Origin of the sequence: Halorubrum salinum (genome assembly GCF_024494575.1) — an archaeon.
Lineage (GTDB): Archaea > Halobacteriota > Halobacteria > Halobacteriales > Haloferacaceae > Halorubrum > Halorubrum salinum.
Genome location: NZ_JANHDO010000002.1, coordinates 527,033 through 553,418, shown reverse-complemented (window position 1 = coordinate 553,418; position 26,386 = coordinate 527,033). Strand labels below are relative to the sequence as shown.

Sequence of the window (26,386 nt, the reverse complement as noted above, 5' to 3'; positions counted from 1 at the left end):
GCGGTGAAATGTACCCTCCGATAGCGGTCGGACACGCGCCGCGCGTCGACGGCCGGGCCGTGCGGCGTTCCGAAACCCTTACTCCCGGTCCGGGACACCTCGACGTATGAGCGATACGTCCGAGTCGACGGACGAGGCGGCCGAGGAGACGCCCGCCGAGGGCGACGACGCCGCCGCGGCCGTCGACGCCGACGAGGTCCGTCACGTCGCGGAACTGGCTCGCGTCCGCCTGGACGACGAGGAAGTCGCGGCGTTCACAGACCAGTTCGGCGACATCCTCGACTCCTTCGAGGCCCTCGATGAGGTCCCCGAGACCGACCGCGAGGAGGACCTGATAAACGTGATGCGCGAAGACGAGATCGAGGAGGGACTCACCCAGGAGGAGGCGCTGGCGAACGCCGCCGAGACGGAGGACGGCTTCTTCGTGGGGCCGAAGGTGTCGTGATGGCGGACGATCACAACGCCTTCATCACCGAGGCGACGATCGACGGCGACGCGGACGCCGACGGGCCGCTCGCGGACAAGACGGTGGCGGTCAAGGACAACATCTCGACCGACGGAATCCGGACGACCTGCGGCTCCGAGATGCTCGCCGACTACGTCCCGCCGTACTCCGCGACGGTCGTCGAGCGGCTGACCGAGGCCGGCGCGACGGTCGTCGGCAAGACGAACATGGACGAGTTCGGGATGGGGACGACCACGGAGACCTCCGCGTTCGGTCCCACGCGGAACCCCGCCGACCCGGAGCGCGTCCCGGGCGGCTCCTCCGGGGGGTCCGCGGCCGCGGTCGCGGCGGGCGAGGCGGACGTGGCGCTCGGCTCCGACACCGGCGGCTCCGTGCGCTGTCCGGCCGCCTTCTGCGGCGTCGTCGGAATCAAGCCCACCTACGGGCTGGTCTCTCGATACGGGCTGATCGCGTACGCGAACTCGCTCGAACAGATCGGCCCGATCGCGGGGACCGTCGAGGAGGCGGCGGCCGCGCTCGACGTGATCGCCGGCCCGGACCCCAACGACGGCACGACGCGGGACCTCGCGGACGTGGAGGGGGCGGACCCCGACGCGAGCTACGCCGCGGCCGCCGACGGCGACGTCGACGGGCTCACCGTCGGGATCCCGACGGAGCTGTTCGACGGCGCTGACGAGCGCGTCGTCGAGACGGTCGAGGCCGCGATCGCGGACCTGGAGGCGCAGGGCGCGGAGACGACCGAAATCTCGCTGCCCTCGGTCGAGCACGCGGTGCAGGCGTACTACGTGATCGCGATGGCGGAGGCCTCCTCGAACCTGGCTCGCTTCGACGGCGTCCGGTACGGCCACCGGAGCGAGAGCGACGGGAACTGGAACGAGTCGTTCGCGGAGACCCGCGAGGCGTTCGGCCCGGAGGTCAAACGCCGCATCCTGCTCGGAACGTACGCGCTCTCCGCGGGGTATCACGACAAGTACTACGAGAAGGCCCAAGACGCCCGCGCGTGGGTCCGGCAGGACTTCGACGAGGCCTTCGAGGACGTCGACGTGATCGCCTCGCCGACGATGCCGGTGCTCCCCTTCGAACTCGGCGAGAGCCTCGACGACCCGCTGCGGATGTACCTCGCGGACGCGAACACGACGCCCGTCAACCTCGCGAACCTCCCCGCGGTCTCGGTCCCCGCCGGCGAGGCGGACGGGCTCCCTGTCGGGCTCCAGCTCGTCGGGCCGAAGTTCGGTGAACGGACGGTGATCCGCGCGGCGAGCGCGGTCGAGGGGCGATGAGCCTCACCGACGAGGAGCTGAGCCGGCTCGCCGACGTGGTCCGGCTGCAGCCGACGAAGAACGGCGAACTGCAGGAGGCGTGGGAACTCGAGAGCGGCAGTGAGGTCCATCAGTACCTCGAAAACCACCTCAAGGAGTACTACTACCGCGACGACGACAGCCTGATCCGGTCGACGGTCGAGGCGAACGACCTCGTCGACGTCGAGCCCGGCATCGAGGCCGACGCGGTCGCGAAGGGCGGCGTCCCCGAGACGATCCGCGTCCCCGAGCTGGAGGCGCGGGTGTTCGAGGTGGTCGCCGGCCCCGACGAGCGCTCGCAGTCGGTCGTCGCCGTGCTCGACGCCGTCCGCGACGCGTTCGGTATCGATCCGGACGTCGACGCGGTGCGGCGCGCGCTCCGCAGCCTCGAACGCAAGAACGTGGTCGAGGTCGTCTACCGGACGGTCCCGACGTTCAAACTCGCGGTCGAGCGCGACGCGGTCGCGGTCGAGATCGCGGAGTGAGCCGGCGCGCGTGTCGGCGGCGACCCGGCGACGCAGCGGTATAAGTATCGGCCGGCCGAACGGACGGCCAATGAGCCGGAACGACGAGGTCGCCGACCGCCTCGACGAGTTCGCCGACCTACTCGAAGCGACCGGCGTGGAGTACAAGCCGACCGCGTACCGCCGCGCCGCCGAGAACGTGCGCGAGCACCCCGCGGCCGTCGAGACGCTCGCGGCCGACGGGGAGGACGCGGTCGCGGAGATAGACCGCGTCGGCGACGCCATCGCGGCGAAGATCGTGGAGTACGTCGAGACCGGATCGATCGGGGAGTTGGAGGAGCTTCGCGCGGAGCTTCCGGCCGACATGGCGGCGCTGACCGCGGTCGAGGGCGTCGGCCCGAAGACGGTCGGATCGCTGTACGAGGCGCTCGAAATCACGACGCTCGACGAACTCGAATCGGCGGCGGAGGTGGGCGAGATACGGGAGGTGTCGGGGTTCGGCGCGACGACGGAGCAGAACATCCTCGACAACGTCCCGTTCGCGCGCGAGTCGCGCGAACGCACCCGTCTGGGGGACGCTCGCCCCGTCGCCGACGCAGCGCTGTCGTACCTCGACGCGCTCGACGCGGTCGCGGCCGCCGAGGTATGCGGCTCGATCCGTCGCTGGAAGGCGACGATCGGCGATATCGACCTGCTCGTCGCGAGCGACGCGCGCGAGCCGATAGTCGAGTCGTTCACCGCGTGGCCCGACGCCGACGCGACGATCGAGGCGGGCACCGGGAAGGCGAGCGTCCGCTCGGACGGTACCCGCGTCGATCTCCGGATCGTCGATCCCGACGAGTTCGGCGCGGCACTGCAGTACTTCACCGGGTCGCGCGCGCACAACGTCGCGGTCCGGAACCGAGCGATAGAGCGGGGACTGAAGCTCAACGAGTACGGCCTGTTCGACGTGAGCGGCGTCGACGGCGCGGAGGACGGAGACCGTGACGCGGACGCGGAGAGCGGAGACGACGACGCCGGAGACGACCCAGCCGAGGCGACCGCCACCCGCGCCGGGGAGCGCGTCGCGGGCGCGACCGAAGACGGCGTCTACGAGGCGCTCGATCTGGACCCGATACCACCCGAACTCCGAGAGGACACCGGCGAGGTCGCGGCCGCCGCCGAGGGGGAGCTTCCGGACCTCCTCACACGCGACGATATCCGCGGCGACCTCCACACGCACACCGACTGGTCCGACGGCGGGTTCGCGATCGAAGAGATGGTCGCGGCCGCCGCAGAGCGGGGGTACGAGTACCACGTCGTCACCGACCACGCGACCGGTCCCGGGATGGTCGGTGGCGTCGGCCTCGATGAAAGTGAGATCGCCGAGCAGGCCGACGCGGTCGCCGAGGTGGCAGCGGAGGTCGACGGCATCGAGGTGCTCCACGGGATCGAGGCCAACATCGACGCCGACGGCGACCTCTCGACCGCCGACGAGACGCTCGCCGACCTCGATCTGGTCGTCGCCTCGCCGCATTCGGGGCTCGGACAGGACGCGGATCGCGCGACCGAGCGACTGGTCCGGGCGGTCGAACACCCTCACGTCGACGTGCTCGGTCACCCGACCGGCCGGCTGATCAACGAGCGACCGGGGCTCGACCCGGACGTCGAATCGGTCGCCGAGGCGGCCGCCGCGGCCGACACCGCGATCGAGGTGAACGCGAACCCCGCCCGGCTGGACGCCGACGGCGGGTTCGTACGCGCGGCGATGGAGGCTGGCGCGACGATCGCCGTCAACACCGACGCGCACGCGCCCCGGGAGCTCGACAACGTCCGGTACGGCGTCCACACGGCTCGCCGCGGGTGGGCCGAGACCGCGGACGTGCTCAACGCGCGCTCGCTCGACGATCTGCTGGCGTTCCTCGACGCGTAGATGCCGCCGCAGCCGCCGACTCCCGCCGGCGAGGGGCCGCCGCGGGTCCTCCTCGACGCGATGTGCGGCTCGCTCGCGACGTACCTCCGGATGTGCGGCTACGACGCGGCGTACGCTCTCGATCGAGGCGTCGAAGCCGACGACCGGATGCTGGCGCTCGCAGCCGAGGAGGACCGAACCCTCGTCACCCGCGACCGCGACCTCGTCGCTCGCGCGGAACAGGCCGGGAACGCGGAGGAGAGCGTGACGGATGCGGGCGGTGACGCGGTCCTGCTCACCGAGCGCGACGTGATCGGTCAGCTCCGCGAGTTACGGGCCGCCGGGTTCCCCGTCGAACTCGCGGACGAACCGACGCGCTGTGGGGCCTGCAACGGGTCCGTCGAGCGCGTCGAGCGGAGAGCCGACGTCGGCTCCACCGATCGTCCGGTCGACCGTCCCGAATACGTTCCCGACGACGTCGCCGTCGACAGGCCGGGGTGGCGCTGTCGAGACTGCGGCCGCTGGTTCTGGAAGGGAAGCCACTGGGACGACGTGGGCGCTCGGCTCGACGCGCTCTGACGCGCGCGAGCGTAACGCGTTTGCCCGGCGGCCGCCTACCCGACGGCGATGGAAAGAGATCGGGCCGTCGACAGACTGGAGGCGCTCGTCGACCGCGTCGAGCGCGAGCCGATGCCCGTGCCCGTTCGCGAGGTATGGGCGTTCGGAGACGTGGCGCTCGGGCTCGACCCGATAGAGCGGCTCGACGTCTACCTCACCAAGGACGTGATCATGGGCGGCGACGCCGAGGCGGCCGCCGAGTTCGAGGCGGCGTACGGCATCAAGGGGGTCGGTACCTCCGTCAACGCCGAGTGGGCCGAGGCGCACCCGGACCGCGTGCGCGCGAGCGACAACGGGTACGCGGCTCCCGAGAAGTGTCTCGCGGCGGAACTCGTCGGCAGCGAGGGACAGAGTCCCTCGGGCAGTCGGGCGAATCCCGACGACGAGCCGATCCACCTCGAAGTGTGCAACGCGAGCTTCGAGGACAACGTGCGCCAGCGACTGAAAGGCGCGCTGGCCCGCGACGCCTACGAGGAGGTGCTCGACCCGCGGGGCGTCTGTCTGTGGGTCGACGGCACCCGCGACGAGGAGGCGTTCGACCGGCTGCGGGCGGCGTCGTTCGCGATGCCGACGCTCTCCGACGCGCTCGGTATGCTCGGTGCGGACGAGGAGGTCGCGACCGCGGCCGCGGAGACGCTCGCCGCGAGACGGGCCGAACAGGAGGGCGCGTCGGTGCGGGGCGATATGGTGTGACGCGACACTAGAAGTGTGACGGGGCGCTAGAATAGGGACTCTCGATCGGCGACCGAGATCAGGCGACGAGGCCGTCTTCGGCCTCTAACAGCTCGTGGTACCGGTTTCGGATCGTGACTTCGCTGATGTCGGCGACGTCAGAGACGGCCGCCTGCGTCGTCTTCTCGTTGGTGAGCAGCGCGGCGGCGTAGACGGCGGCCGCGGCGAGGCCGACCGGCGACTTCCCGGAGTGGACGCCCTTCTCTTTGGCGTTGCGCAGGAGGCTCTTTGCGCGCATCTCCGACTCCTCGCTCAGTTCGAGGTCGGAGGCGAACCGCGGGACGTACTGCTCGGGGTCTGCCGGCTTCACTTCGAGCTTGAGTTCGCGCACGACGTAGCGGTACGTGCGGGCGATCTCGGCCTTCTCCACGCGAGACACGTCCGCGATCTCGTCGAGGCTGCGCGGGACGCCGGCCATCCGGGCGGCGGCGTACACACAGGAGGTCGAGACGCCTTCGATGGAGCGGCCGGGGAGCAGGTCCTCGTCGAGCGCGCGGCGGTAGATGACCGACGCGGTCTCGCGGACGTTGTCGGGAAGCCCCTGCGCGCTCGCCATCCGGTCGATCTCGCCGAGCGCCTGTTTCAGGTTGCGCTCTTTCGAGTCGCGCGTGCGGAATCGCTCGTTCCACTTACGGAGCCGCTGCATCTTCTGGCGCTGGCGCGCGCCGAGCGAGCGGCCGTACGCGTCCTTGTCGCGCCAGTCGATGTTCGTCGAGAGCCCCTTGTCGTGCATCGTGTTGGTGGTCGGGGCCCCGACGCGGCTCTTCTCGTCTTTCTCGCGGGAGTCGAACGCGCGCCACTCCGGTCCGCGGTCGACCGAGTCGGCCTCGACGACGAGCCCGCAGTCGGCACAGACGCTCTCGCCGTGCTCCTCGTCGTTGATGACGTTCCCGCTGCACTCCGGACAGCTCAGCGTCTCGTCGGTGCGTTCCGATTCGTCTTCCGTCTCCGTTCGGGAGCGACTCCCCCGTGTGTGTAATCGTTCACTCATGGCGTAACCCTCTCCCGGTAACTGAACACTGCCCGAGAGCGATCTTGCCCGATAGACGGCGGAACCGAACTTAAAACGACCGGAACGTGTCGCCGAAAACCCGACGAAAGAACACGATCTATCACGCGTTACCGGCGATCGCGGGGAAAACGAGCCGGACCGAACGCACCGATCGAAACGCTTGGGCCGGTCGCGCTCGGACGTCGAGCTATGACGTCACCCCGCGTCGTCTCGCTCGCGCCCAGCGCGACGGCGACCGTCTCGGCGCTCGGTGCCGCCGACCTGCTCGTCGGCGTCACCGGCCACTGCGATCCGCCCGACGACGCCGGCAGGGCACACGACCGAGACGGGCCGCCCGAGACGGTCGGCGGCTGGCTGAACCCCGACCTCGACCGCGTCGCCGACCTCGATCCGGACGCGGTCCTCACGAGCGACGGATTGCAGGCCGACCTCGCCGAGACGTGTCGCGACCGAGGGCTCTCGGTCAGCCACCGCGAGCCGGCAGACCTCGACGCGGTCGTCGAGACGTTCGCGGCCCGCGGCGACGACGTGGGGCGACCGGCGGCCGGCGAGCGGCTCGCGTCCGCGGCCCGCGAGCGCCTCGACCGCGTCGCGGCTGCGGTCGCCGGCCGACCCCGACCGACCGTCTACTGCGAGGAGTGGTCCGACCCGCCGATGGCCGCCGGCAACTGGGTCCCCGAAGCCGTCCGCGCCGCCGGCGGCAGGTACCCCTTCGTCGACGCCGGCGAGCGCTCGCGAGAGATCGGGCTCGACGCGGTCGCCGCGGCCGACCCGGACCACGTCGTCGTCCACGTCTGCGGGCGCGGCGATCGCGTCGACCCCGCGACCGTCGACGACCGCGACTGGGCGGTCGACGCGCCGACCCACGTGATCGACGACTCGCTTTTGAACCAACCGAGCCCGACCCTGATAGACGGGATCGAGCGACTGGCGCGGGTGTTTCACCCCACGGCGTTCCGGTCGGCCGACCAGGGCGAGGAGGGAGACGCGTGACCACGTACCGGATCGGCGTGGGCAGCGGGAACCCGGTGAAGCGACGCGCCGTCGAACGGGTGCTCGACGCGGACGCGATCGAATCGGTCCCCGTTCCGTCCGGGGTGAGCGAACAGCCGGTCGGTCGCGCCGAGACGATTGCCGGCGCGGAGAACCGGGCCGCGGCGGTCCTCGGGGAAGGGGCGTACGACCTCGGCGTCGGCATCGAAGGCGGCGTGGCGCGGGTCGACGGAGCGGACGGCCTGTTCCTCGTCATGTGGGCGGTCGCCGACGACGGGGAGCGCGTCGGACGAGGTGCCGGTCCGAGCCTCGCGCTCCCCGACCGTATCGCGGCCCGAATCGACGCCGGCGAAGAGCTCGGACCCGTGATGGACGACGTGCTCGACACCGAGGGCGTCGCTCGCCGCGGCGGGGCCGCCGGCGCGCTCACCGACGGACGCGTCGAGCGCGCCGACGCGCTCGCGACCGCCGTCGCCGGCGCGCTCGGTCCGGTCGTCTCGGGGCTGTACTGACGGGCGACGCCGACCGCCGCCGTTCACGGATCGTACCCAAACGCGCCGCTGGAGCGGTCCGTCGCGAGCACGGGATCCGGAAAACCGCACGACCAGAGCGTGTTAACCCGCTCTACCAACCGCCTTATGTGACGAGCCGACGAGTGTCAGGTATGAGCACGGCATCCCCAGACGCGGCTGTCGTCGAGCCCGCCGGCCTCTCGGCGAAACAGACGCAGATCCTGCGGTACCTCCGCGAGAACGCCGACGACCGGACGTACTTCAAATCGCGGCTGATAGCCGACGACCTCGGCCTCTCGGCGAAGGAGGTCGGCGCGAACATGGGTCCCGTCGCGGACGCCGCCGCCGACATCGACGTCGAAAAGTGGGGGTACTCCTCGGGAACGACGTGGATGGTCACGAGCTGACTACGGGTCGTACGCGACGAGGTCGGCGGCGGCGTCCGCGAACGCGACCGCGTCCGCGTCGAAGGAGTCCGCGTATCGGACCACGAGCGTGAGCAGCCGTTCCGGCTCGGTGAGCGCGTACCCGTCGGTCCGATCGAGGAGGCCGGCGTCTTCGAGCGCGGCCGCGGTCGCGCTCACCGTCGGACGCGACACCTCGAGGGTCGCTGCCAGCTCCGCGCCCGTCGCGTCCGGGTCACGCAACAGCGCGAGGATCAGCCCGCGTGCGGTCTCGCGTCGGAGGTAGCCGAGCGCTCGCTTGTCGAGGTCGTCGAAGCGTCCGGCCGGGAAGTACCGGCGGTAGTCGGCGTCTTTCGTCGATTCGATCTCGCCGGCGTCGGCCAGCGTCCGCAGGTGGTACTGCGCCTCGCCGGTACCCAGCTTGAGGTCGTCGCGGAGCTTCGAGAAGTGCGCGCCGGGCGTCGTCGGAACGTACCCGCGGATCGCCTCGCGGGTCTCGTTGTCGTCCCCGGTGTCTGCGCTCGCCGTTCCGACGAACGGGGCGGCGGCTCCGATGGCGGCGAACCGCCGGAGCGTCTCCCGCTTCCGTCCGTCGAAGTCGTCGGTCACGGCGTTCGCTAGTCGTCGACAGCGCAAAAGCACTTCGTTCGGGGCGAACGGGCTCGAATCGCCCCTTTCGGCGTCTCAGGACTCGGGCTCGCGTTCGACCTCGGCGTCCGCGTCCTCCTCGTCCATCTCTTGGATGACCTCGTCTGCCGACCTGATGTTCGCGCCCGCGTCGCCCGCTTTCACCGCCTCCGCCTCTTTTTCTAGCTCTTCGACGTCCATCTCCGCGGACTCCTCGATCTGTCCGAGGATCTCGTCGATGTCGTCGAGTCCCAGCATGGTGCGCGTCTCCTCGTCGAACTCCTTGCCTTCGAGGCCGTCCATCTGTTGGACGTCGGAGCCGGAGAGCGCCTTGCCGTAGCGGCCCACGAGACTCGTGAGTTCCTGCGGGAGGACGAACGTCGTGGACTCGCCTTTCCCGATCTCTTCGAGGGTCTCCATGCCGCGCTCGATGATGGCGCGTTCGCCCATCGACTCGGCAGACCGCGCGCGCAACACGGTCGAGATCGCGTCGCCCTGCGCTTCGAGGATCTGCGACTGCTTTTCACCCTGCGCGCGGATGATGTTCGACTGCTTGTCACCCTCGGCCTGCTCGACCGCCGAGCGGCGCTCACCCTGCGCTTCGAGGATCATCGCCCGGCGGCGACGCTCGGCGGAGGTCTGTTGTTCCATCGCCTGCTGGACGTCCTTCGAGGGGTTGACCTCGCGGACCTCGACGCTCTCCACGCGGATCCCCCACTCGTCGGTCGGCTCGTCCAGCTCCTTGCGGATCTTCGCGTTGATCTCCTGGCGCTTGTTCAGCGTGTCGTCGAGTTCCATGTCGCCGAGGACGGCCCGTAACGTGGTCTGGGCGAGATTCGAGACGGCCTTCTTGTAGTCGTCCACTTCGAGGAACGCCTTCTTGGCGTCCATCACCTTGATGTAGACGACCGCGTCCGCCGTCACCGGCGAGTTGTCCCGCGTGATCGCCTCTTGGCGGGGGACGTCGAGCGTCTGGGTCCGCATGTCGAACGGGTACGTGCGGGAGACGAACGGCGGGATGAGGTTGATACCCGGTTCGAGCAGCTTCCGATACTCGCCGAACACCGTGAGCGTCTTCTTCTCGTAGGCGTCGACGATCTCGACCGACTGCCACAGGGTGATGATCGCCAGAAGCAGAAAGAGCAGACCGACGCTCACCAGCCCAAAGCCGAGACCGGATTGGAGGGTAATCGGGCCCATACCGACGGTTAGGCCATCGGACGCTTAATACTTCGGCCGCCGCCCGTCGATCGGCTCGGCGGCCGCAGCGGTCTCGGCGGCTCGCTGGACGCGCTCGTCGTGCCGCTCCCCCGCGGCTCGTGATAATAAACCCTAAACCCCGGCTCGTCGACCGATCCGGTATGTACCTGCGGTTCGTCGAGCGGTTGGGGCTCGCGGACGCGGTGACGGTGGCGAACGCGGCGGTGGGCTTTCTCGCCGTCGTGGTCGCGACCGTCGACGCCACGCTCGCAGCTCGACTGATCCTCCTCGCTGCGGTCGCAGACGGTCTGGACGGCGTCGTCGCCCGACACCGCGGCTCGACGGAGGCCGGTCCGTACCTCGACTCGCTGGCCGACGTCGCCTCGTTCGGCGTCGCTCCCGCCGGGCTGGTCGCGTTCCTCGTCCTCGACGCGCGGTCGTTCGCGACCGATCCCCTGTTCGTCGGTGGCGGCGTGGGGGCGGCGGCGCTGTTCGTCGCGGCCGCGGTCGCCCGGCTGGGGATGTACACCGCGTACGACAGCGACAGCCGCGAGACGGTCGGCGTGCCGACCACGCTCGCCGCGACGGTGTTGGCCGCGGGAGTCATCGCTGGATACACCGCGCCGGGGGCGCTCGCCGCGGTCACGGCCGCGTTCGCCCTACTCATGGGGTCGACGATCACCTACCCCGACCTCCACGCGCAGGACGCGCTCGTCATGGGCGTCGTGCAGGCCGCCGTGATCCTCACGCCGGCGGCGCACATGGCGACGGCGCGACTTCCGCCGTGGATCGGCGAGGGGTTCGCGTTCGCGCTGTTGTTCCTCTCGTGTGGCTACCTGCTCCTCGGTCCGCGGTTCTACTGGGGCGACGGGATCCGGTCGCCGGAGGAGACGAGGGAACGACGGGCCTGAGCGCGGGCTGCGGGGCCGCGAACGTCGGAAGGAAAAACAGCGTTGACGGGGAGACGAGACCGCCCTACAGCAGCTCGTCGAACTCCTTGTAGCGGGTGATGTCGACGCCCTCGTCGGTGACGACGGCGACGTTGATCCCGTTGCCGGACGCGAGGTCGCGCTCGACGGCGGACTGGATCGCCTTGGCGGCGACGCCCTTCGCCTCGTCGACGGTGAGTTCGTCGTGGTACTCCTGTTCTAAGACACCGAGGGCGTACTGCGAGCCGGAGCCCGTGACGGTGTACTCCTCTTCGGTCGTGCCGCCGAGGGCATCGATGGAGTAGATGTGTGCGCCGTCGTCGTCGACCCCGCCGAGGATCGGCTGGACGATGAAGAACGCGCCCGTCCGGAGGAGGTTGCCGGTGAGCGTGGAGAGCGCCTCCATCGACATGTCCTTGCCCCGGCGAGTCTCGTAGAGGCTCGTTTCGGCTTTGAGCGTGGAGATGAGGTTCTGTGCGGCGGAGACGGATCCGGCGATGGTGAGCGCGCCGCGGGGGTGGACCTCCTCGACCTTCTGGACGTCCTTCGAGGAGACCATGCCGCCCATGGAAGCGCGCATGTCGGTCGCCATCACGACGCCGTCGGCTGTGCGGATGCCGACGGTCGTCGTGCCGGTCTTCATCTCGCCCTCGCCGTCGGCCTGCGCCGCACGGCGCTCGCTGTGTTCGAACTCGCCGATCTCCGGTCCGAAGACGGGCTGGTCGCGGCCCAACTCGTCGACCGGGCTGCTGGAGAGATCGCCAGTCGGTGGTCGCATTACGCAGTTGTTGGCTCGGCGCGCTGATAAAGGCAACCCTTCGAGGACCGACCGCCGGTTCCGACGGGACTATCAGTCCACCGCGACCGGGCCCGCCTCGGGCGGGACCGCGTGCTCCGTCGCAGCGACACGCCGGGGCCGTGGATCCTCACTTGCTGACGTTCTCGTACGCGGAGCCGGTGGTCTCGACGAGCCGGCCGATGGGGACGTTGATGCCGAGTCGGTTGCGCGCGAAGACGGCAACCGGGAACAGCGAGATGCCGATGGCGACGGTCGCCTGGTGCAGCCCGAAGAGGGCCGCCGAACGGATGCGGTCGAACATTGGTCTTCACCCGAGCCGAGCAGCGGGGTGTATATATACTTTCCGTGGCGCACGTCGTATCGAACCCGTCGCAGTCGTGCGGTTTGGTGAATTTGTATCTCTATGTTGAAATGACTCGGCCGGTCGACCGAGCGATCCGTATCACAGGCCGTGTGAACCCCGTTCGTTTCCATAAGTTATGTGAATTACTACCGACTCGTGCGCCTCGCTTCGCGCGTCGTACGGTTCGGAGTGTCGGACCGTGACCGGCACCCGGTGTCGCCGAGGGCGACCGAGATCGACTGAGGATGGAGAGCGGACCGAACGGGATATATCCGAGCGCCCGCCTATCGGTTCGCGTGCAGAACGTCACGGACCGGACCCGCAACCCGTTCGGGATGCGGCCCGACTGTCAGTCGTACGTCCCCGGCTACGGCGACGCCAACGCGGACTTCCACGTCGTCGGCGATCACCCCGGCGTCCACGGCGGCGTCGAGACCGGCGTCCCGTTCACCGGTGAGCCGTGGTCGGCCGCATTCCTTTCGGCGCTTTCCGACGCCGGGCTGATCGCGGAGTTCGATCCGGACGGCGCGTCAGCGGCCGGCGAGACGCCGATCCGATCCGAGTGTTCGTTCTTCTCGTACCTCCACATGTGTGCGACGGCGGGGACGCCGAGCGAGGACGACTACGCCGACATGGAGCGGTTCTTCGACGCGGAGCTCCGGGCGATCGCTGCCCACGTTCTCCTCCCGGTCGGCGCGCGAGCGACCGACCACGTTCTCCGGCAGTACACCGCGCGGGCGTGGAAGACCGACGTCGACATGGAAGCGCTCCACGCCGAGGAGATCCTCGGGTCCGGCTGGCTCGTCGTCCCGATCAGAGACCCCGCGGAGTGGAGCGACGGAGACGCCGGCCGGCTCGTCGAGTCGCTCCGAGAGCTTCGGTCGACCGACTTCCGCCGAGAGAGCGACCTCGGTCGCTTCATCGCCGGCAGCGACCCGTATCTGGTCAGGTGATCCGAGCGGGCGACCCGCGCTCCACCGGGCGGTCGAGCCGGCCGCTTGACCTCTCCGATCGTCTCGCCTGATACACGTGGAGTTCCGGCGGCACTCTGGGTCGCAGATCGGATCGTTCGACAAGAAGCGGACGGAGGACAGCCCGATCGTCAGCATTTCGCTCGTAGAACAGCTATATTTGTCACTACTGCCCGTGTTTTATAACGGTCGCCGCTTTGTGACACCAGACGCCCGAACGATCGGGCGTCGGCCGTAGGACTGGTACTCCATACGGCGGCTTGGTCAGCATCGGCCCTCACGGGCCTTTTTTCAGCCGAGGCTCAGTCGTCGCTCAACAGCTCGTCGAGGTACCGCCCGACGTGGTCGTCCATGCGACGCTTGAACCCCGCCCGTCGCGCGAGCCGGTCGAGTTCGCGCGAGACGTACGTCCCGTACTGGACCGCCTTCTTGTCGGCCGTTCGGACCGATTCGGGGACGCGTCCCGCCGCCGCGCGGCGCAGGGCGATTTTCCGCTCGCCGCCGGCGGACAGAAGCGCCCCCGGGAGCGCGAGCGCGGCGTCGACGATCCGGTCGTCGAGGAGGGGAGCGACCGGCTCCGCTCCCGCGGCCCGGATCGCGAGCACGTCCCGTTCGAGTTGGTCCGGGAGCGTGCGGACGGTCTCGGTCCGCGCCCCCCGGACGGTGTCCGCGTCGACGCGGTGGTCGTCGGCCGGATCGACGACCTTGCTGTAGCCGCCGAACAGCTCGTCCGCCCCCTGTCCGACCGCGATCCGATCGAACCCGTCGTCGGCGGCCGCCTCGGCGACGAGGTACAGCGGGACCGCGATGGCGACGTCCATCGGGTTCCGTCGCCCCGTGGCGTGAGCGACCGCGCGGGCGGCGCGGACCAGCTCCTCGTGTGTGATCTCGACGACGCGCAGGTCGACCGGTCGGTCCGCCGCCGCGGCCGCCTCACGCGCGGCCGCGACGTCGTGACATCCCTCGAATCCGGCGACGTACCGGGGAGCATTCGGCACCGCGGCGGCGACGACGCCGGAATCGACGCCGCCGGAGAACGCGACGGCGAGGTCGCCGGCCCCGCTCTCGCCGACCGAGCCGGCTCCGTCGGCTCCGTCGGCCGACCCCCCGTCGCGAGCGAGGTCGTCGAGGACGTCGTCGAGCGCGGTGTCGACGGCCGCCTGCCCGGCGTCCGGATCGACGGGTCCGTCGTCGGGGAGGGTCCAGACGCGCTCCGTCCCCTCGGCGGACGCGACGCCGCCGGCGGGAACTGACACCGGATCGTCGAGATCGTGCCGGTCGAAGCTCCAGTTGGTCGGAGCGGTCGGATCGCGGTCGGAAGTGGGTGGGTCACGGTCGGTCTCCGGCGTCGCGTCGCGTTCGACGAAGATCGGCTCGCGGCCGAGCACGTCGCGGACGAGGACGGGGCCGGACCGGCCGGGGGGATCGGCGATCCGCCCCGCGAAGCCGCGGCCGCCGGGAAGCGGGTCGCGCGTGCCGAGGGCCGCCCGAACGCGACCGACCGGCGCGCCGCGGAGCGTGGGCGTCCGCGTCATCGGCGTCAGCGGAGCCCCCGGAGCGCGCGGAGCGCGCGTCGCTTCGCGCCGCCGCCGAACTGCCGGAGCGAGACGCGCCACGGCGTCCGCTTTCCGACGACGCTGGTCCGCCCCTCCCGGATCGCGTCGAGGATCGCGTCGGCGGACCGCTCCTCGGCCGCGACCTCGGTCACCGCCTGTCCGACCATCTCGGAGATGTGCGCGTCGCTTCCGGCGGTCATCGGGAGCCCGTGGCGTATCGCGAACGTCTCCGCCTGTCGGTTCGAGCGGCCGGTGAACAGCCGGGAGTTGTACACTTCGAGGGCGTCGGCGCTCGCCAGCTGCTCGTCGGAGATGTGAGCTGCGACGCCGTGGCGGGACTTCTGGAAGGGGTGGGGAACGACCGCGATCCCGCCCATCTCGCGGATGCGGTCGAGCGTCTCGTCGAAGGGGAGGCCGCTCTCGACGCGCTCGTCGATGCCGAACGCGAGGACGTGGCCCGCGGCGCAGGTCACCTCCATGCCGACGATGCCGACGAGCCCGTAGTCGGCGGCCTTCTCGGCCGCCTCGATGCTGGCGTCGATCTCGTCGTGGTCCGTGACGGCGAGCGCGTCGAGGCCGACCCCCGCCGCCTGCTCCAAGAGGAGGTCGACCGGGTCGCGCCCGTCGTACGAGAGCGCCGAGTGCGCGTGCAGCTCGACCGATAGCACGCGTTCACGTTCGCGAGTCGACTTAAAAAGCGCCTCGGTCCGGAGCGGCCGGCCCCGTTCCGGTGGCACCCCGGCGTGCGGCGGCCGGCACAGGTCGGTGACGCCGGGGAAGGCCGGCGGTGTCGACCGGTCAGAACGCGCTCTCGCCGACCGTCTCGCGGTAAGTGCCCGTGCCGCGGCGCTCGCCCGCGTCCCACGTCTCGACCTCGACGAGCACGCGGGTGTCCACCGCGTCGGCCGGAGCCTCGCCGATCTGCAGCGTCGAGTCGCCGATACGGGCGATCGCCGTCTCGCCCTCGCGGCCCGTCACCATCACCTCGATCGTCTGGCCCGGCTCGTAATCCGGGGTCGAACTCCGGAACGACCAGCCGGCGAGGAACTTGTCGAAGACGCTCATGCGCGCGACACCTCCTCGGAGGTCCGGTCCGGGATGTACTCCCGGCCGAAGCCGGTCACGGCGGCGATCAGGAAGACGATCACGAGGAACCAGCCGTGGAAGACGTACGGGACGGCCTGTATCGGGTTAACGACCATCTCGGGTCCGTACTCCGCGCCGAGCCCGTTCGGTCCGACCATCACCTGATAGCCGACGAGGACGCCGCCGGCCCACGGGAAGATGTAGCCGAGCGCCGACGTGTTGGCGTCGAGAATGTTCGCCCGCCGGTAGCCGTTGATGTTGAACTTCTCGCCGATCCGGGCGATGTACGGCGCGATCGCGATCTCGGCCGCGGTGTTGATCGTTATCATGCCGTTGATCGCGGCGGTGCCGAGCACCATCGTCACCTCGGCGCGGCGGACGGTGGTCGCGACGGAGTTCAACAGGAACTCCAAGATCGCCTCGAACCCGCCGCCGCGGATCATGATCCGCGCCATCCCGACGATCAGGAGGGTGAGCACGATGAGCGGGAAAAAGCCGATCGCGCCGGCGTAGAGGCTCCCCCCGACGCCCGCCGTCTCGCCGACAGCGACGAACGGAAGCGAGGTGAACGCGCCCGCCTCGGTCACCGTGAACACGAGGATATCGGACACGGAGGAGAGCCCGAACGCGAGGTTGAAGGCGATCGCGACGATCAGCCCCCACGAGATCGCCTCGACGATGTGGCGGCCGGCGACCGCGGTCGCGATCACGACGCCCATCGATATCAGGTGGACAAGCCCGGGCGCGGTCGCCGACTCGCGGAGCGCGGCCGCGCCCTCGAGGCTCGCGCCGGAGAGGACGGACCCCATCACGAGGTACGCGACGAACGCGGGCACCGCGGCGAGGATCGCGTACTTGAACCGCGAGGCGACCACGCCGCCGATGTCGGCGTCCTGCGTCACCGCGCTCACGATCGTGGTGTCGCTCACGGGCGCGAGGTTGTCGCCGAAGACGGCCCCGGACAGGATCGCGGCGAAGAGCAGGACGGGGTTCGCGCCGATGAGGACGCCCGCGGGGAAAAACAGCGTCACGAACGCGACGGTCGCGCCGTACCCGGTCCCGATGCCCGTCGCCAGCAGGCCGCAGAGGACGAACGCGGCCGCCGGGAACGTCGCCGCGCCGACGTTCAGCGCGTCGGCGGCGTAGATGAGCCCCTCGACGAACCCGCCGACCTGCAGCGTCTCGGCGAACATGCCCGCCCACAGCCACGCGACGATCGCCGTGGCCGCGACGCGCTGGGTCATCCCCTCGAAGATGGTGTTCGCGTACGCCTTCCAGTCGCCGCGCACGAAGAACATCCCGAGGATGGTGCCGAGAAGCGCTCCGATCACGAGGCCGTTGGTGTCGCCGATGCCGAGGACGCCGCTCTGGAAGATCGCCCAGAGGATGAACACGACGAGCGGGATCGTGCTGGCCCACTTCCCGCCGTAAAAGGAGATCCGCGGGCCGACCGCGGCGTCCGGGTCGTCCGCGAACCCGCCGTCCGCGACGGCGACCGGCTCGTCGTCGGTGGTCGTCTCGGCTCCGCCACCGCCGCTCCGTGGTTCGTCGCCACGCGGCGCGTCGCCCGGTGGCGCGTCGTCGGTTCGATCCGTCGAATCGTCGTCGGGTGGGTTGATCATGTGTCGCTCCTACACCCCCTGTGCCCGACGATCCACCTAAATCCTCGTTTCTGTGCCGCGGCCGAGCCACACGAACACGCTTAAGAACCTCGGCGGCAACCGGTCGAACGGGAACAGCACAGCCGCAGATCCGACGCGCCGGGGCCTCTTCGCCCACGGCTTGGGAATGTGGCAGTGCGCCGACGCCTCCGGCGTCGCGGCCGGGACGGGTCCGCGTTCGCGGGTCCGTCCGCCGGGTCGCTCGCAGCCGCGAGCATCCGGTAGCCGCGTCGTCCGGAGCCGCACGTTGTGGTTGTGCCGTTCCAATTTCGAAACAATGGCACGAATGCACACGCGCCGTCGCGGTTCGTCCGGTTCGGACAAGCCGGCGACGGACGAGAACCCGGAGTGGAGCGACGTCGACGCAGAGGACATCGAGTCCCGCGTCGTCGAACTGGCGGAGCAGGGCCACGACCCCAGCGTCATCGGACTCAAGCTCCGTGACGAGGGCGTCAAGGGCGTCCCGGTCCCCGACGTGAAGCTGGCGACCGGCAAGAAGGTCACCGAGATACTCGAAGAACACGACGCCGACTCCGAGTACCCCGAGGACCTCCGCAACCTGATGGCACAGGCCGTCCGCCTGCGCGAGCACATGGAGGAGAACGGGCAGGACTACCAGAACAAGCGCGCGCTACAGAACACCGAGTCGAAGATCCGTCGCCTCGCGAACTACTACCGCGGCGACGAGATCGACGAGGAGTTCACGTACACCTACGAGCGCGCCGCCGAGCTGCTCGCCGACGAGTAACGCAGACACATCCACCTGCGACGACAGACACGACCCGCCCGACCATGACCGAAGCGACATCCGCCACGACCGCCCCCGACGCCCTCGCCGGCGTCCTCGCCGACGCGCCGTTCGTCCGGCTCGTCGCGACCGACGACGGCGACGCGCTCGCAGCCGCCGGGCTGCTCGCGAGAGGCCTCAGAGCGGCCGGCGCGCCGTTTCAGGTCCGCGTCGACCGCGATCCGGTTCCCGACGACGTCGACGACGGGGTCGCGGTGACTGTCGGCGTCGATCGGGGCGCACACGCGATACCGGGAACGGCCCGGCCGGCGAGCGCTGACGCGTTCGCCGTCGCCCGACAGTTGGGCGTCGACCCGGATCCGATCATCGCGCTCGCGGGCGTTGTCGCCGCCGGTTCCGTCCCCGGCACGGACGGGTCCGGCGACGCGCTCGACGCCGCCGAGCGAGACGGGCTGGTCGAGCGACGCCCGGGAGTCGCGATCCCGACCGCGGACCTCGCGGACGGTCTCGCGGCCTCGACGCTCGTTCGGACGCCGTACTCCGGCGACCCGGAGGCGGCCCACGCGACCCTCGCCGACCTCGGCCTCCCGGCCGAGATGGACGGGGACGCGCACCGGCGGCTCGCGTCGCTCGTCGCCGTCGACGTCGTCGGCGAGGAGGACGCGGCCGCCCGCTCGGCCTCGGCCGTCGAGCGCGCTCTCCGTCCGTACGCGGTAGCGGGAGGTGCGGCACCGGTCGAGACGGTCGGCGGCTACGCCGACGTGCTCGACGCGCTCGCGCGAGAGGCCCCCGGAACCGGGATCGCGCTGGCGATCGCCGCCGACCCGAGCGACGGGGTGCGGACCGCGGCGCTTGACGCGTGGCGGTCCCACGGGCTCGCGGCACACCGCGCGCTGGACGCCGCGACGGTCAGCCGATACGACGGCTGCGTCGTCGCCCGCGTCAAGGGGCGCGAGTCGACGGACGACGCCGGCACGCCGCGTGCCGTCCTCCCGACGGTCGCCCGGCTGCTCCGCGACTTCCGGTCGCCGGAACCGGTCGCCGTCGCGGTTGACGAGACCGGCGGCCGGCTCGCGGCGGCCGCCACGGAACCGATGAGGCTCGGCGACGCCTGCCGGTCGGTCGCGGCCGAGTTCGACGCCGACGGCTGGGGGACCGCCGACCGCGGCGGGCTCGCGGTCGTCGAGCGCGACGGAGCGGCGACGGACGGGCGAAGCGAGCCAGACGCCGACATCACGAGCGCGCTCGCCGCGCTCAGGGAGGCGATATGACCGGGACCGAGTCCGACTCGGCTCGGACGGCGACTCTCCGGACGACCCACGTCGACGCCGCGCTCGTCGCGGCCGCGCTCGCGCCCGACGACACCGAGTCGATGGCGACCCGAGTCGACGGGGACGCGATCGCCTGCGAGATCGAGCGAGGGACGACCGGCGGGCTGCAGTCGACCGTCGACGACTACGTCGTGAACCTACACGTCGCAGACCGGATCGCGGAGCGGGCGCGGGCACACCGAGCCGCCCGCGGTCCGGACGCAAACACAGCAGACAGCGCGAACGCTGCAGACGCCGAAGACGGCGCGAACGCTGTAGACACAGCAGACACCACAGACACCAACACATGAGCGAACGATCCGTATCCAAGAGCAGAGAACAGAAGCGCTGGTACTCCGTGCTAGCGCCCGAACAGTTCGACCGACAGGAGATCGGCGAGACCCTCGCCGAGGAGCCCCAGCAGGTCGTCGGCCGCACGATCACGACGACGCTCGGCGAGCTCACCGGCGACTCCGGCGCGAACAACACGAAGCTGACGTTCAAGATCACCGACGTCGGCAGCGACTCGGCGTACACCGAGTTCGTCAAGTACGAGCTGACGCGCGATTACCTGCGCTCTCTCGTCCGCCGCGGGGCCTCGAAGGTCGAGGCGTCGATCACGGTGCTGACGACGGACGACTACCGGATCCGCGTCCAGCCCGTCGCGCTGACGACGAAGAAGGCCGACCGGTCCCAGGAGAAGGCGATCCGCCGCGTCATGATCGACAAGGTCAACGCGGCCGCCGCGGACCGGACCTTCGAGTCGTTCGTCGACGCGATCGTCGAGGGTAACCTCTCGTCTGCGGTCTACGGCGAGGCGAAGACCATCTACCCGCTGCGCCGCGTCGAGGTCCAGAAGCTGACCCTCGAAGCGCGCCCGTCCGAGGTCGCCGCCGAAGAGGAGGCCGCCGTCGACGTCGACGCCGACGAAGTGGCCGTCGACGCCGACGAGTAACGCCTCGCCGCGCGGACCGACGTTCTCCGTTTATTCCCCTTGGCTAGCGGCCGCGCTTTCCAGCCGTATCGGACCGCTCTCGTCGGCGTTCGGGCCGAGCGGGGGATCTGAGAGGGCGTCCCGCGACCGCCGCGATCAGAGAGACGAAAGCTTGAAACGCCGCTCGCCCGAGGTTTCGAGCATGGAACTGCGGGTCATCGAAAAGACCGACACGGAACTCCGCATCGAGGTCGCCGGTGAGGATCACACCTTCATGAACGTGCTGAAGGGCGTCCTGCTGGAGACCGAGGACGTCGCGGCCGCGACCTACGACGTGAACCCCGAGCAGTCCGGCGGACAGACGGAGCCGGTGTTGACGGTGAAAGCCGAGTCCGGCGACCCGCTCGATCTGGTCGGCGAGGCGGCGGACTCGATCACGGACCAGACGGCCGATCTTCGCGACGCGGTGCAGGCGGCCTGACCGGTCGGCGCGGTCGATTCTCCGAGCGAACGAGGGGCATACCTAAGTGGTGACTCCCGAAACGGATGGGTATGCCGCCGAGCGTACTCATGTTGGGATGGGGGTATCCGCCGAACATCACCGGCGGTCTCGACGTCCACGTCGGTGAACTGTTCTCAGGGCTCCGCGACGACCTCGGGGTCGACGCCACCCTCGTGTTGCCCGCGGAGTTCGCGCCGGACGACGAGCCGGGGCTGGAACCGGTCGAGACGGGCGAGGGCGACGTCGCGACGCGGGTCGAGCGGCTCAGCGACCGGTTCGCCGAGCTCGCGCCCGACCACGACGTGATCCACACCCACGACTGGTTCGGCTACGCGCCCGGCCGACAGGCAGCTCGCGTGTCGGACGCGACGTGGGTGTCGTCGTTCCACTCGCTCGCGAGCGACCGGAACATCGATCCGCCGAAACGCGAAGTGGAGACGGAGCGCCGGCTCGCGAACGCGGCCGACACGAACGTCGCCGTCAGCGAGATCGTCCGCGAGGACATCCGAGAACTGTACGACGCCGACTCCCGCGTCGTGTACAACGGCTTCTCGACGCCGACGTTCTCGGGAAAAGACGTGCGCGCGGACCTCGGGATCGACGGCGAGATGCTGTTCTTCGTCGGTCGCCACACGGACCAGAAGGGTATCTCGCACCTGCTGTACGCGATGAAGAAGCTCCGGGGACGCGACACGACGCTCGTCGTCGGCGGCTCCGGCCACCAGACGGAGCAACTGAAACGGTTCGCAGAGCTGCTCGGCATCGAGGAGCGCGTCGAGTTCGTCGGCTACGTCCCCGAGGAGGAGCTCGGCGACTACTACGCCGCCGCCGACGCGTTCGTCTCGCCCTCCTTCGCGGAGCCGTTCGGGATAACCATCACCGAGGCGCTGGAGGCGGGCACGCAGGTCGTCGCGACGCGCTCCGGGGTCGCCGAGGTGCTCCCCGACGGGTGTCTCGTCGAGGTCGAGACCGACTCGGAGTCTATCGTGGAGGGACTGATCACCGCGCTCGACCGCGACGCGCCGCCCGCGTACGAGCGCCGCGAGTGGTCGGCGGTCGCGGAGGACACGCTCGCGGTGTACGAAGACGTCGCCTGAGACACCTCTCGCGTCGCCGGCGGCCTACTCGTCGCCTCGGAACACGTCGAACTCCGTCGCGGCCGCCGGGTGCGTGATGCGGAACCCGTCGGCGGTCTCGACCACGCCGCGTGTGCTGCCAGAGGTTCCGCCGTACGGACTCTCCTCGCCGTCGATCCCGCTTCCGCCCTGATACGGCGACGTGTACGGCGACTCGGACACCGGCTCGTCGAACCCCTCCGGCGGGAGGTAGATCCGTTCGCCGCCGTCCGACCGGACGACGACGGCGACGTCGCGGGTACCGGTCACGTCGATGACGGTGCGGTCGTCCGTGACGCGCGCGTCGATGTCGATCTCGTCCATGCCTCACGGTCGGACGGGAGCGGTTTAGCCCTACCGGCCGGGGCGGGTCGTCGGACGACGTCGGCGAGGGGGACAGCGGTCACCCGTCTGGCAGGCGAGTCACTGATCTGGTGTGCGAGTCGCTGAGCCGGCGTGCGGGTGAATCCTTTTGTGCGGTCGCGTCGAATCTCGCTTCGATGGACGTCAACAGCCATGCCGAGGAACTCGCCTCCGACCTCGGTGTCGACAAAGAGGAGGTCAAAGCCGACCTGCAGAACCTACTGGAGTACAGCGTCCCGATAGACGAGGCGAAACAGAGCGTTCGCCGGAAGCACGGCGGCGGGGGCGGGGGGTCGACGCCGACGCCCGATTCCGTCGACGTCGGCGATATCACGACCGACCACGACGGCGTGACGGTCACGGTCCGCGTGCTCACGCGAGGGACTCGAACCATCCGCTATCAGGGGGACGACCTCACGATTCGCGAGGGGGAGTTCGCCGACGAGACCGGTGTCGTCTCGTACACGGCGTGGCAGGACTTCGGTTTCGAGCCGGGCGACTCGCTGACGATCGGCAACGCCGGTGTCCGCGAGTGGGACGGGGAGCCGGAGCTCAACCTCAACGACTCCACCACCGTCGCGATCGCCGAGGAACCGGTCGAGGTCGACCGCGAGGTCGGCGGGGACCGCTCGCTCGTCGACATCGAGGCGGGCGACCGCGGTCGAAACGTCGAGGTCCGCGTGCTGGAGGCGGAAGCGAAGACCATCTCCGGGCGCGACGGGGAGACGGAGATAGTCGAGGGCGTCGTCGGCGACGAGACTGCGAAGCTCCCCTTCACCGACTGGCAGCCGCGCTCAGCCCTCGATCCCGGGGCCGACCTCCGGATCGAGGACGTGTACGTCCGCGAGTTCCGCGGCGTCCCCTCGCTCAACCTCACCGAGTTCTCGACTGTGACGCCGCTCCCCGACCCCGTCGAGGTCGCGACCGACGCCCCGCGGCTCTCCGTCTCCGACGCGGTCGCCTCCGGCGGGATGTTCGACGTCGAGGTCGTCGGTAACGTCCTCGAAATCCGGGACGGCTCCGGGCTCATCGAGCGCTGTCCGGAGTGCGGTCGCGTCGTCCAGAACGGCCAGTGTCGGAGTCACGGCGCGGTCGACGGCGAGGACGACCTGCGCGTGAAAGCGATCCTCGACGACGGGACGGACACGGTCACCGTCGTCCTAGACGACGAGCTGACCGCGGAGGTGTACGGCGGCGGGCTCGACGAGGCGCTGGCCGCGGCACAGGAGGCGATGGACAAGTCGGTCGTGTCCGACGATATCGCCGACGAGGTCGTCGGGCGGGCGTACCGCGTCCGCGGGAACCTCTCCGTGGACGATTACGGCGCGACGCTCGACGCGACCGAGTTCGCGGTCGCGGACGACGACCCGGCGGACGCCGCTCGCGCCGCGCTCGCGGAGGTGGGCGAATGAGCGCCGACGGGCCGGGGACACGCGAGGTCGCACGCCGCGTGTTCGCCGCCGAGTTCGACGACGCCTCGCTGTCGTACTCCGAGAGCGACGAGGAGCGCGCCCCGAACTACGTGGTCACGCCGACGGGCGCGCGCGTGAATCGGCTGTTCGTCGCGGGCGTGCTCACCGAGGTCGAGCGCGTGAACGACGAGACGCGGCGCGGACGGGTCGTCGACCCCTCCGGCGCGTTCGTCACCTACGCCGGCCAGTACCAGCCGGAGGCACAGACCTTCCTGGAGCGCGCCGACCCGCCGGCGTTCGTCGCGCTGACCGGGAAAGCGCGCACCTTCGAACCCGAGGACTCCGACCGCGTGTTCACCTCGGTCCGTCCGGAGAGCCTCACCGACGTGGACGCCGACACCCGCGACCGGTGGGTCGTCTCGGCCGCGGAGGCGACGCTCGACCGGCTCGCCGTCTTCGCGCGAGCGCTCGACTCGGACCTCCGCGGAGACGCCCTCCGCGAGGCGCTCGAGGCCGGCGGCGCGCCGGCGGCGCTGGCGGACGGGATCCCGCGGGCGATCGACCACTACGGCACTTCGACGGCCTACGTCGAGGCCGTCCGGCGGCTCGCGGTCGACGCGCTCGAACTCGTCGCCGGCGACCGCGACGAGGTCCGCGCGCCCGAGTTCGCGCCCGACGGCGGCGGCGACGCCGTGATCGGCCCGCTCCCAGAGACCGAGGTGTCGATCGACGCGTCCGCGGACGCCGCGACCGACGCACCCGCGGATGACGGTGGCGCGGACGCGGAACCGGAAGTCGCCGATGCGGAGCCGGAGGCCGCGGACGCGGAGGCGGAGGCGGAAACTGCGGATCCGAAGCCGGAAGCCGCGAACCCGGAGCCCGCGGTGTCGACGACCGACGCGCCCGACTCGGCGACCGAACCGGCAGGTGAGACGAAAGCGGCCGACTCGGCGACCGAACCGGATTCGATCGACGAGGACACTGCCGACGCCGTCGGAGCCGAGGCGAACGAGACCGACGATGCCGGCCCCGAAGACCAACCGAGCGACGCCGGACTGGGCGACTTCGACGCCGGGGGAGACGGAACGGATCCGGCCGGGGACGACGACGGCGAGCCCGCCCCGGACGACATGTACGAACTCGACGACGAGGAGCGCGAGGAGATCGAAGCCGAGTACGGGACTGACTTCTCGACCGGCACGGAGGTCGACGAGCCCGGCGAGGCCGACATCGACGTGCCCGACCCCGACGAGATCGCCGAAGAACCGATCGACGACGCCCCGTCGACCGACGGCGCTGCGACCGATGAAGCGCCGACCACCGAGACCGACGAAGCGTCCGTCGATCCGACCGCCGCCGAGACAGAAGACGACGGCGACGACGCGGACGACGCCGAGACCGACGACGTCGACCTCGAAGCCGCGGCCGTCGACGCGATGGCGGCGCTCGACGACGGCGACGGAGCCGAGCGCGAGGCCGTCGTCGAGCGCGTCGTCGACGAGCACGGCGCGGACGCGGACGACGTCGACGACGCGATCCAAGACGCGCTGATGAGCGGGAAGTGTTACGAGCCCGGCGACGGCGTTCTCAAGCCCATCTGATGGCGCGCGTCGAGCCGGTCGTCGGCGAGCCGGCCGCGGTCGCGGACCTCGGCGAGGAGCGAGCAGTACTCGTCGCCGACGTCCACGCCGGCATCGAGACCGGACTCCGCTACGAGCGCGGCGTCGAACTCGACAGCCGAGCGGATGAGCGGCGCGGGCGGCTCTGTGCGCTTATCGACGAGACGGACGCCGACCGACTCGTCGTCCTCGGCGACCTCGCACACCGGATCGCCGCGCCGGAGGGCGACGAGCGCGAGGAGCTGGCGGCGCTCGTCGGGGCGGTCACCGACCGCGTTCCGCTGACGCTCGTCGAGGGGAACCACGACGCGGGCGTCGCGGAGGCGTTCGCCGACCGCGTCGACGTGATCGGACCGGAGGGGGGTGTGATCGGGACGGACGGCGCGGGCGGCGGTCGGGGCGTCGCCCTCCTACACGGCCACACGTTGCCCGACCCCCGTCTGCTCGACGCCGACGTGGTCTGTATGGGTCACGAGCACCCGCAGGTCCGGCTGGAGGACGCGGTCGGCGGCTCTCGCGTCGAGCGCGCGTGGCTCCGCGGCGAGGTCGATCCGGACGCGTTCGTGGAGGCAGCGGGAGGATCGACCGGAGACGGGGATCCGCCCGAACTCGTCGTCTTTCCGGCGTTCAACGACCGGTCCGGCGGAACGTGGGTCAACGTCGAGGGACGGTCGTTTCTCGCGCCGTTCCTCCCCGCGGCGCTGCCGGACGCGGACGCGTACCTGCTAGACGGGACGCGACTCGGCGACTATCGCCGGGTCTGAGCGCCGCGATCCCGCCGTCTCGTCACGGCCGGCGGGACCGTTTTCCCTCGCGGCGCG

Annotated in this window: 30 protein-coding genes; 20 read left to right on the top strand and 10 right to left on the bottom strand. The window is 70.4% G+C overall.

The window, feature by feature from the left end:
• Positions 1-106: 106 nt before the first annotated feature.
• The 6 genes from gatC to NO930_RS08425 all read left to right on the top strand — a co-directional run bounded on the left by gatC (position 107) and on the right by NO930_RS08425 (position 5,430).
• The gene (gatC, locus tag NO930_RS08450) at positions 107-445 is read left to right on the top strand and encodes an Asp-tRNA(Asn)/Glu-tRNA(Gln) amidotransferase subunit GatC (protein ID WP_256403125.1); all 339 of its coding nucleotides are present in this window, start codon (positions 107-109) and stop codon (positions 443-445) included.
• Complete coding sequence (gene gatA / locus NO930_RS08445) at positions 445-1,746, top strand: Asp-tRNA(Asn)/Glu-tRNA(Gln) amidotransferase subunit GatA (RefSeq protein ID WP_256403124.1); 1,302 nt, start codon at positions 445-447, stop codon at positions 1,744-1,746. The genes gatC and gatA overlap by 1 nt, the downstream gene beginning before the upstream one ends.
• The gene (locus tag NO930_RS08440) at positions 1,743-2,249 is read left to right on the top strand and encodes a DUF5797 family protein (RefSeq protein ID WP_256403123.1); all 507 of its coding nucleotides are present in this window, start codon (positions 1,743-1,745) and stop codon (positions 2,247-2,249) included. The genes gatA and NO930_RS08440 overlap by 4 nt, the downstream gene beginning before the upstream one ends.
• 70 nt (positions 2,250-2,319) lie before the next feature.
• Positions 2,320-4,140, top strand: coding sequence for a DNA polymerase/3'-5' exonuclease PolX (locus NO930_RS08435; protein WP_256403122.1), 1,821 nt, complete (start codon positions 2,320-2,322; stop codon positions 4,138-4,140).
• Positions 4,141-4,698 (top strand): Mut7-C RNAse domain-containing protein, encoded by a 558-nt coding sequence (locus tag NO930_RS08430; RefSeq protein WP_256403121.1) that lies wholly within the window; start codon positions 4,141-4,143, stop codon positions 4,696-4,698.
• A 48-nt stretch (positions 4,699-4,746) separates the two neighbouring features.
• The gene (locus NO930_RS08425; RefSeq protein ID WP_256403120.1) at positions 4,747-5,430 is read left to right on the top strand and encodes a DUF7095 family protein; all 684 of its coding nucleotides are present in this window, start codon (positions 4,747-4,749) and stop codon (positions 5,428-5,430) included.
• 58 nt (positions 5,431-5,488) lie between these two features.
• On the opposite strand, the gene NO930_RS08420 is transcribed toward NO930_RS08425, so the two are convergent.
• Positions 5,489-6,460 (bottom strand): transcription initiation factor IIB, encoded by a 972-nt coding sequence (locus NO930_RS08420; protein WP_137784087.1) that lies wholly within the window; start codon positions 6,458-6,460, stop codon positions 5,489-5,491.
• 210 nt (positions 6,461-6,670) lie between these two features.
• On the opposite strand from NO930_RS08420, the gene NO930_RS08415 reads away from it, so the two are divergent.
• The 3 genes from NO930_RS08415 (at position 6,671) to NO930_RS08405 (ending at position 8,393) form a co-directional block, all read left to right on the top strand.
• The gene (locus NO930_RS08415) at positions 6,671-7,474 is read left to right on the top strand and encodes a cobalamin-binding protein (RefSeq protein ID WP_256403119.1); all 804 of its coding nucleotides are present in this window, start codon (positions 6,671-6,673) and stop codon (positions 7,472-7,474) included.
• On the top strand, positions 7,471-7,986 hold the full coding sequence (locus NO930_RS08410; protein WP_256403118.1) for a DUF84 family protein: 516 nt from the start codon (positions 7,471-7,473) through the stop codon (positions 7,984-7,986). The genes NO930_RS08415 and NO930_RS08410 overlap by 4 nt, the downstream gene beginning before the upstream one ends.
• A gap of 152 nt (positions 7,987-8,138) precedes the next feature.
• Positions 8,139-8,393 (top strand): DUF7123 family protein, encoded by a 255-nt coding sequence (locus NO930_RS08405; protein ID WP_137783614.1) that lies wholly within the window; start codon positions 8,139-8,141, stop codon positions 8,391-8,393.
• Here the strand turns inward: NO930_RS08405 and NO930_RS08400 are convergent, their stop codons facing one another.
• Both NO930_RS08400 and NO930_RS08395 read right to left on the bottom strand, forming a co-directional pair.
• The gene (locus tag NO930_RS08400) at positions 8,394-8,999 is read right to left on the bottom strand and encodes a winged helix-turn-helix transcriptional regulator (RefSeq protein WP_256403117.1); all 606 of its coding nucleotides are present in this window, start codon (positions 8,997-8,999) and stop codon (positions 8,394-8,396) included.
• Between the two features lie 75 nt (positions 9,000-9,074).
• Positions 9,075-10,217, bottom strand: a complete 1,143-nt coding sequence (locus tag NO930_RS08395) for an SPFH domain-containing protein (protein WP_137783616.1) — start codon at positions 10,215-10,217, stop codon at positions 9,075-9,077.
• Between the two features lie 161 nt (positions 10,218-10,378).
• Here NO930_RS08395 and NO930_RS08390 point away from each other — a divergent pair, with 161 nt between their 5' ends.
• The gene (locus tag NO930_RS08390) at positions 10,379-11,128 is read left to right on the top strand and encodes a protein sorting system archaetidylserine synthase (RefSeq protein WP_256403116.1); all 750 of its coding nucleotides are present in this window, start codon (positions 10,379-10,381) and stop codon (positions 11,126-11,128) included.
• Positions 11,129-11,192: 64 nt separating this feature from the next.
• Here NO930_RS08390 and psmB read toward each other — a convergent pair whose 3' ends face one another.
• Both psmB and NO930_RS08380 read right to left on the bottom strand, forming a co-directional pair.
• Positions 11,193-11,924 carry an archaeal proteasome endopeptidase complex subunit beta gene (gene psmB / locus NO930_RS08385; RefSeq protein ID WP_137783618.1) on the bottom strand — a complete coding sequence of 244 codons (732 nt, stop codon included), beginning with the start codon at positions 11,922-11,924 and terminating at the stop codon, positions 11,193-11,195.
• Between the two features lie 148 nt (positions 11,925-12,072).
• Positions 12,073-12,246, bottom strand: a complete 174-nt coding sequence (locus tag NO930_RS08380; RefSeq protein ID WP_199242217.1) for a hypothetical protein — start codon at positions 12,244-12,246, stop codon at positions 12,073-12,075.
• Between the two features lie 338 nt (positions 12,247-12,584).
• Between NO930_RS08380 and NO930_RS08375 the strand changes: the two genes are divergently transcribed.
• On the top strand, positions 12,585-13,241 hold the full coding sequence (locus tag NO930_RS08375; protein ID WP_256403115.1) for a uracil-DNA glycosylase family protein: 657 nt from the start codon (positions 12,585-12,587) through the stop codon (positions 13,239-13,241).
• 320 nt (positions 13,242-13,561) lie between these two features.
• On the opposite strand, the gene NO930_RS08370 is transcribed toward NO930_RS08375, so the two are convergent.
• The 4 genes from NO930_RS08370 to NO930_RS08355 all read right to left on the bottom strand — a co-directional run bounded on the left by NO930_RS08370 (position 13,562) and on the right by NO930_RS08355 (position 17,523).
• Positions 13,562-14,794: an asparagine synthase C-terminal domain-containing protein gene (locus tag NO930_RS08370; protein WP_256403114.1), complete on the bottom strand. Its 1,233-nt coding sequence runs from the start codon at positions 14,792-14,794 to the stop codon at positions 13,562-13,564.
• A gap of 5 nt (positions 14,795-14,799) precedes the next feature.
• Entirely contained in the window at positions 14,800-15,483 is a 684-nt protein-coding gene (locus NO930_RS08365) for a PHP domain-containing protein (protein WP_256403113.1), read from the bottom strand.
• Between the two features lie 130 nt (positions 15,484-15,613).
• The gene (locus tag NO930_RS08360; protein ID WP_256403112.1) at positions 15,614-15,880 is read right to left on the bottom strand and encodes a DUF7513 family protein; all 267 of its coding nucleotides are present in this window, start codon (positions 15,878-15,880) and stop codon (positions 15,614-15,616) included.
• Positions 15,877-17,523 (bottom strand): Na+/H+ antiporter NhaC family protein, encoded by a 1,647-nt coding sequence (locus tag NO930_RS08355; protein WP_256403111.1) that lies wholly within the window; start codon positions 17,521-17,523, stop codon positions 15,877-15,879. The genes NO930_RS08360 and NO930_RS08355 overlap by 4 nt, the downstream gene beginning before the upstream one ends.
• 316 nt (positions 17,524-17,839) lie before the next feature.
• Between NO930_RS08355 and NO930_RS08350 the strand changes: the two genes are divergently transcribed.
• The 6 genes from NO930_RS08350 to NO930_RS08325 all read left to right on the top strand — a co-directional run bounded on the left by NO930_RS08350 (position 17,840) and on the right by NO930_RS08325 (position 22,153).
• Positions 17,840-18,310, top strand: a complete 471-nt coding sequence (locus NO930_RS08350) for a 30S ribosomal protein S15 (RefSeq protein ID WP_137784031.1) — start codon at positions 17,840-17,842, stop codon at positions 18,308-18,310.
• Positions 18,311-18,354: 44 nt separating this feature from the next.
• Positions 18,355-19,581: an exonuclease RecJ gene (locus NO930_RS08345; protein ID WP_256403110.1), complete on the top strand. Its 1,227-nt coding sequence runs from the start codon at positions 18,355-18,357 to the stop codon at positions 19,579-19,581.
• A complete protein-coding gene (locus NO930_RS08340; protein WP_137783354.1) occupies positions 19,578-19,931 on the top strand; it encodes a KEOPS complex subunit Pcc1 in 354 nt (117 codons plus the stop codon). The genes NO930_RS08345 and NO930_RS08340 overlap by 4 nt, the downstream gene beginning before the upstream one ends.
• Positions 19,928-20,575, top strand: coding sequence for a 30S ribosomal protein S3ae (locus tag NO930_RS08335; protein ID WP_256403109.1), 648 nt, complete (start codon positions 19,928-19,930; stop codon positions 20,573-20,575). Before NO930_RS08340 ends, NO930_RS08335 begins: the two co-directional genes overlap by 4 nt.
• Positions 20,576-20,756: 181 nt before the next feature.
• Positions 20,757-21,035, top strand: a complete 279-nt coding sequence (locus NO930_RS08330) for a DNA-directed RNA polymerase subunit L (protein WP_137783355.1) — start codon at positions 20,757-20,759, stop codon at positions 21,033-21,035.
• 89 nt (positions 21,036-21,124) lie between these two features.
• Entirely contained in the window at positions 21,125-22,153 is a 1,029-nt protein-coding gene (locus NO930_RS08325) for a glycosyltransferase family 4 protein (protein WP_137783358.1), read from the top strand.
• Positions 22,154-22,177: 24 nt separating this feature from the next.
• Here the strand turns inward: NO930_RS08325 and NO930_RS08320 are convergent, their stop codons facing one another.
• Positions 22,178-22,495 (bottom strand): DUF7510 family protein, encoded by a 318-nt coding sequence (locus tag NO930_RS08320; protein WP_256403108.1) that lies wholly within the window; start codon positions 22,493-22,495, stop codon positions 22,178-22,180.
• Positions 22,496-22,671: 176 nt separating this feature from the next.
• Here NO930_RS08320 and NO930_RS08315 point away from each other — a divergent pair, with 176 nt between their 5' ends.
• The 3 genes from NO930_RS08315 to NO930_RS08305 are packed head-to-tail and all read left to right on the top strand — an operon-like array spanning position 22,672 to position 26,329.
• Positions 22,672-23,946 (top strand): Single-stranded DNA binding protein, encoded by a 1,275-nt coding sequence (locus tag NO930_RS08315; RefSeq protein ID WP_256403107.1) that lies wholly within the window; start codon positions 22,672-22,674, stop codon positions 23,944-23,946.
• Complete coding sequence (locus NO930_RS08310; RefSeq protein WP_256403106.1) at positions 23,943-25,547, top strand: hypothetical protein; 1,605 nt, start codon at positions 23,943-23,945, stop codon at positions 25,545-25,547. Before NO930_RS08315 ends, NO930_RS08310 begins: the two co-directional genes overlap by 4 nt.
• Positions 25,547-26,329: a metallophosphoesterase gene (locus tag NO930_RS08305; RefSeq protein ID WP_256403105.1), complete on the top strand. Its 783-nt coding sequence runs from the start codon at positions 25,547-25,549 to the stop codon at positions 26,327-26,329. Before NO930_RS08310 ends, NO930_RS08305 begins: the two co-directional genes overlap by 1 nt.
• The last annotated feature ends 57 nt before the right edge of the window (positions 26,330-26,386 follow it).

Excerpts from the sequence above, each read along its gene's own strand:
- gatC (WP_256403125.1), top strand. The coding sequence starts at position 107 with ATGAGCGATACGTCCGAGTCGACGGACGAGGCGGCCGAGGAGACGCCC.
- gatA (WP_256403124.1), top strand. The coding sequence starts at position 445 with ATGGCGGACGATCACAACGCCTTCATCACCGAGGCGACGATCGACGGC.
- NO930_RS08440 (WP_256403123.1), top strand. The coding sequence starts at position 1,743 with ATGAGCCTCACCGACGAGGAGCTGAGCCGGCTCGCCGACGTGGTCCGG.
- NO930_RS08435 (WP_256403122.1), top strand. The coding sequence starts at position 2,320 with ATGAGCCGGAACGACGAGGTCGCCGACCGCCTCGACGAGTTCGCCGAC.
- NO930_RS08430 (WP_256403121.1), top strand. The coding sequence starts at position 4,141 with ATGCCGCCGCAGCCGCCGACTCCCGCCGGCGAGGGGCCGCCGCGGGTC.
- NO930_RS08425 (WP_256403120.1), top strand. The coding sequence starts at position 4,747 with ATGGAAAGAGATCGGGCCGTCGACAGACTGGAGGCGCTCGTCGACCGC.
- NO930_RS08420 (WP_137784087.1), bottom strand. The coding sequence starts at position 6,460 with ATGAGTGAACGATTACACACACGGGGGAGTCGCTCCCGAACGGAGACG.
- NO930_RS08415 (WP_256403119.1), top strand. The coding sequence starts at position 6,671 with ATGACGTCACCCCGCGTCGTCTCGCTCGCGCCCAGCGCGACGGCGACC.
- NO930_RS08405 (WP_137783614.1), top strand. The coding sequence starts at position 8,139 with ATGAGCACGGCATCCCCAGACGCGGCTGTCGTCGAGCCCGCCGGCCTC.
- NO930_RS08395 (WP_137783616.1), bottom strand. The coding sequence starts at position 10,217 with ATGGGCCCGATTACCCTCCAATCCGGTCTCGGCTTTGGGCTGGTGAGC.
- NO930_RS08390 (WP_256403116.1), top strand. The coding sequence starts at position 10,379 with ATGTACCTGCGGTTCGTCGAGCGGTTGGGGCTCGCGGACGCGGTGACG.
- psmB (WP_137783618.1), bottom strand. The coding sequence starts at position 11,924 with ATGCGACCACCGACTGGCGATCTCTCCAGCAGCCCGGTCGACGAGTTG.
- NO930_RS08380 (WP_199242217.1), bottom strand. The coding sequence starts at position 12,246 with ATGTTCGACCGCATCCGTTCGGCGGCCCTCTTCGGGCTGCACCAGGCG.
- NO930_RS08370 (WP_256403114.1), bottom strand. The coding sequence starts at position 14,794 with ATGACGCGGACGCCCACGCTCCGCGGCGCGCCGGTCGGTCGCGTTCGG.
- NO930_RS08360 (WP_256403112.1), bottom strand. The coding sequence starts at position 15,880 with ATGAGCGTCTTCGACAAGTTCCTCGCCGGCTGGTCGTTCCGGAGTTCG.
- NO930_RS08355 (WP_256403111.1), bottom strand. The coding sequence starts at position 17,523 with ATGATCAACCCACCCGACGACGATTCGACGGATCGAACCGACGACGCG.
- NO930_RS08350 (WP_137784031.1), top strand. The coding sequence starts at position 17,840 with ATGGCACGAATGCACACGCGCCGTCGCGGTTCGTCCGGTTCGGACAAG.
- NO930_RS08345 (WP_256403110.1), top strand. The coding sequence starts at position 18,355 with ATGACCGAAGCGACATCCGCCACGACCGCCCCCGACGCCCTCGCCGGC.
- NO930_RS08340 (WP_137783354.1), top strand. The coding sequence starts at position 19,578 with ATGACCGGGACCGAGTCCGACTCGGCTCGGACGGCGACTCTCCGGACG.
- NO930_RS08335 (WP_256403109.1), top strand. The coding sequence starts at position 19,928 with ATGAGCGAACGATCCGTATCCAAGAGCAGAGAACAGAAGCGCTGGTAC.
- NO930_RS08330 (WP_137783355.1), top strand. The coding sequence starts at position 20,757 with ATGGAACTGCGGGTCATCGAAAAGACCGACACGGAACTCCGCATCGAG.
- NO930_RS08325 (WP_137783358.1), top strand. The coding sequence starts at position 21,125 with ATGTTGGGATGGGGGTATCCGCCGAACATCACCGGCGGTCTCGACGTC.
- NO930_RS08320 (WP_256403108.1), bottom strand. The coding sequence starts at position 22,495 with ATGGACGAGATCGACATCGACGCGCGCGTCACGGACGACCGCACCGTC.
- NO930_RS08315 (WP_256403107.1), top strand. The coding sequence starts at position 22,672 with ATGGACGTCAACAGCCATGCCGAGGAACTCGCCTCCGACCTCGGTGTC.
- NO930_RS08310 (WP_256403106.1), top strand. The coding sequence starts at position 23,943 with ATGAGCGCCGACGGGCCGGGGACACGCGAGGTCGCACGCCGCGTGTTC.
- NO930_RS08305 (WP_256403105.1), top strand. The coding sequence starts at position 25,547 with ATGGCGCGCGTCGAGCCGGTCGTCGGCGAGCCGGCCGCGGTCGCGGAC.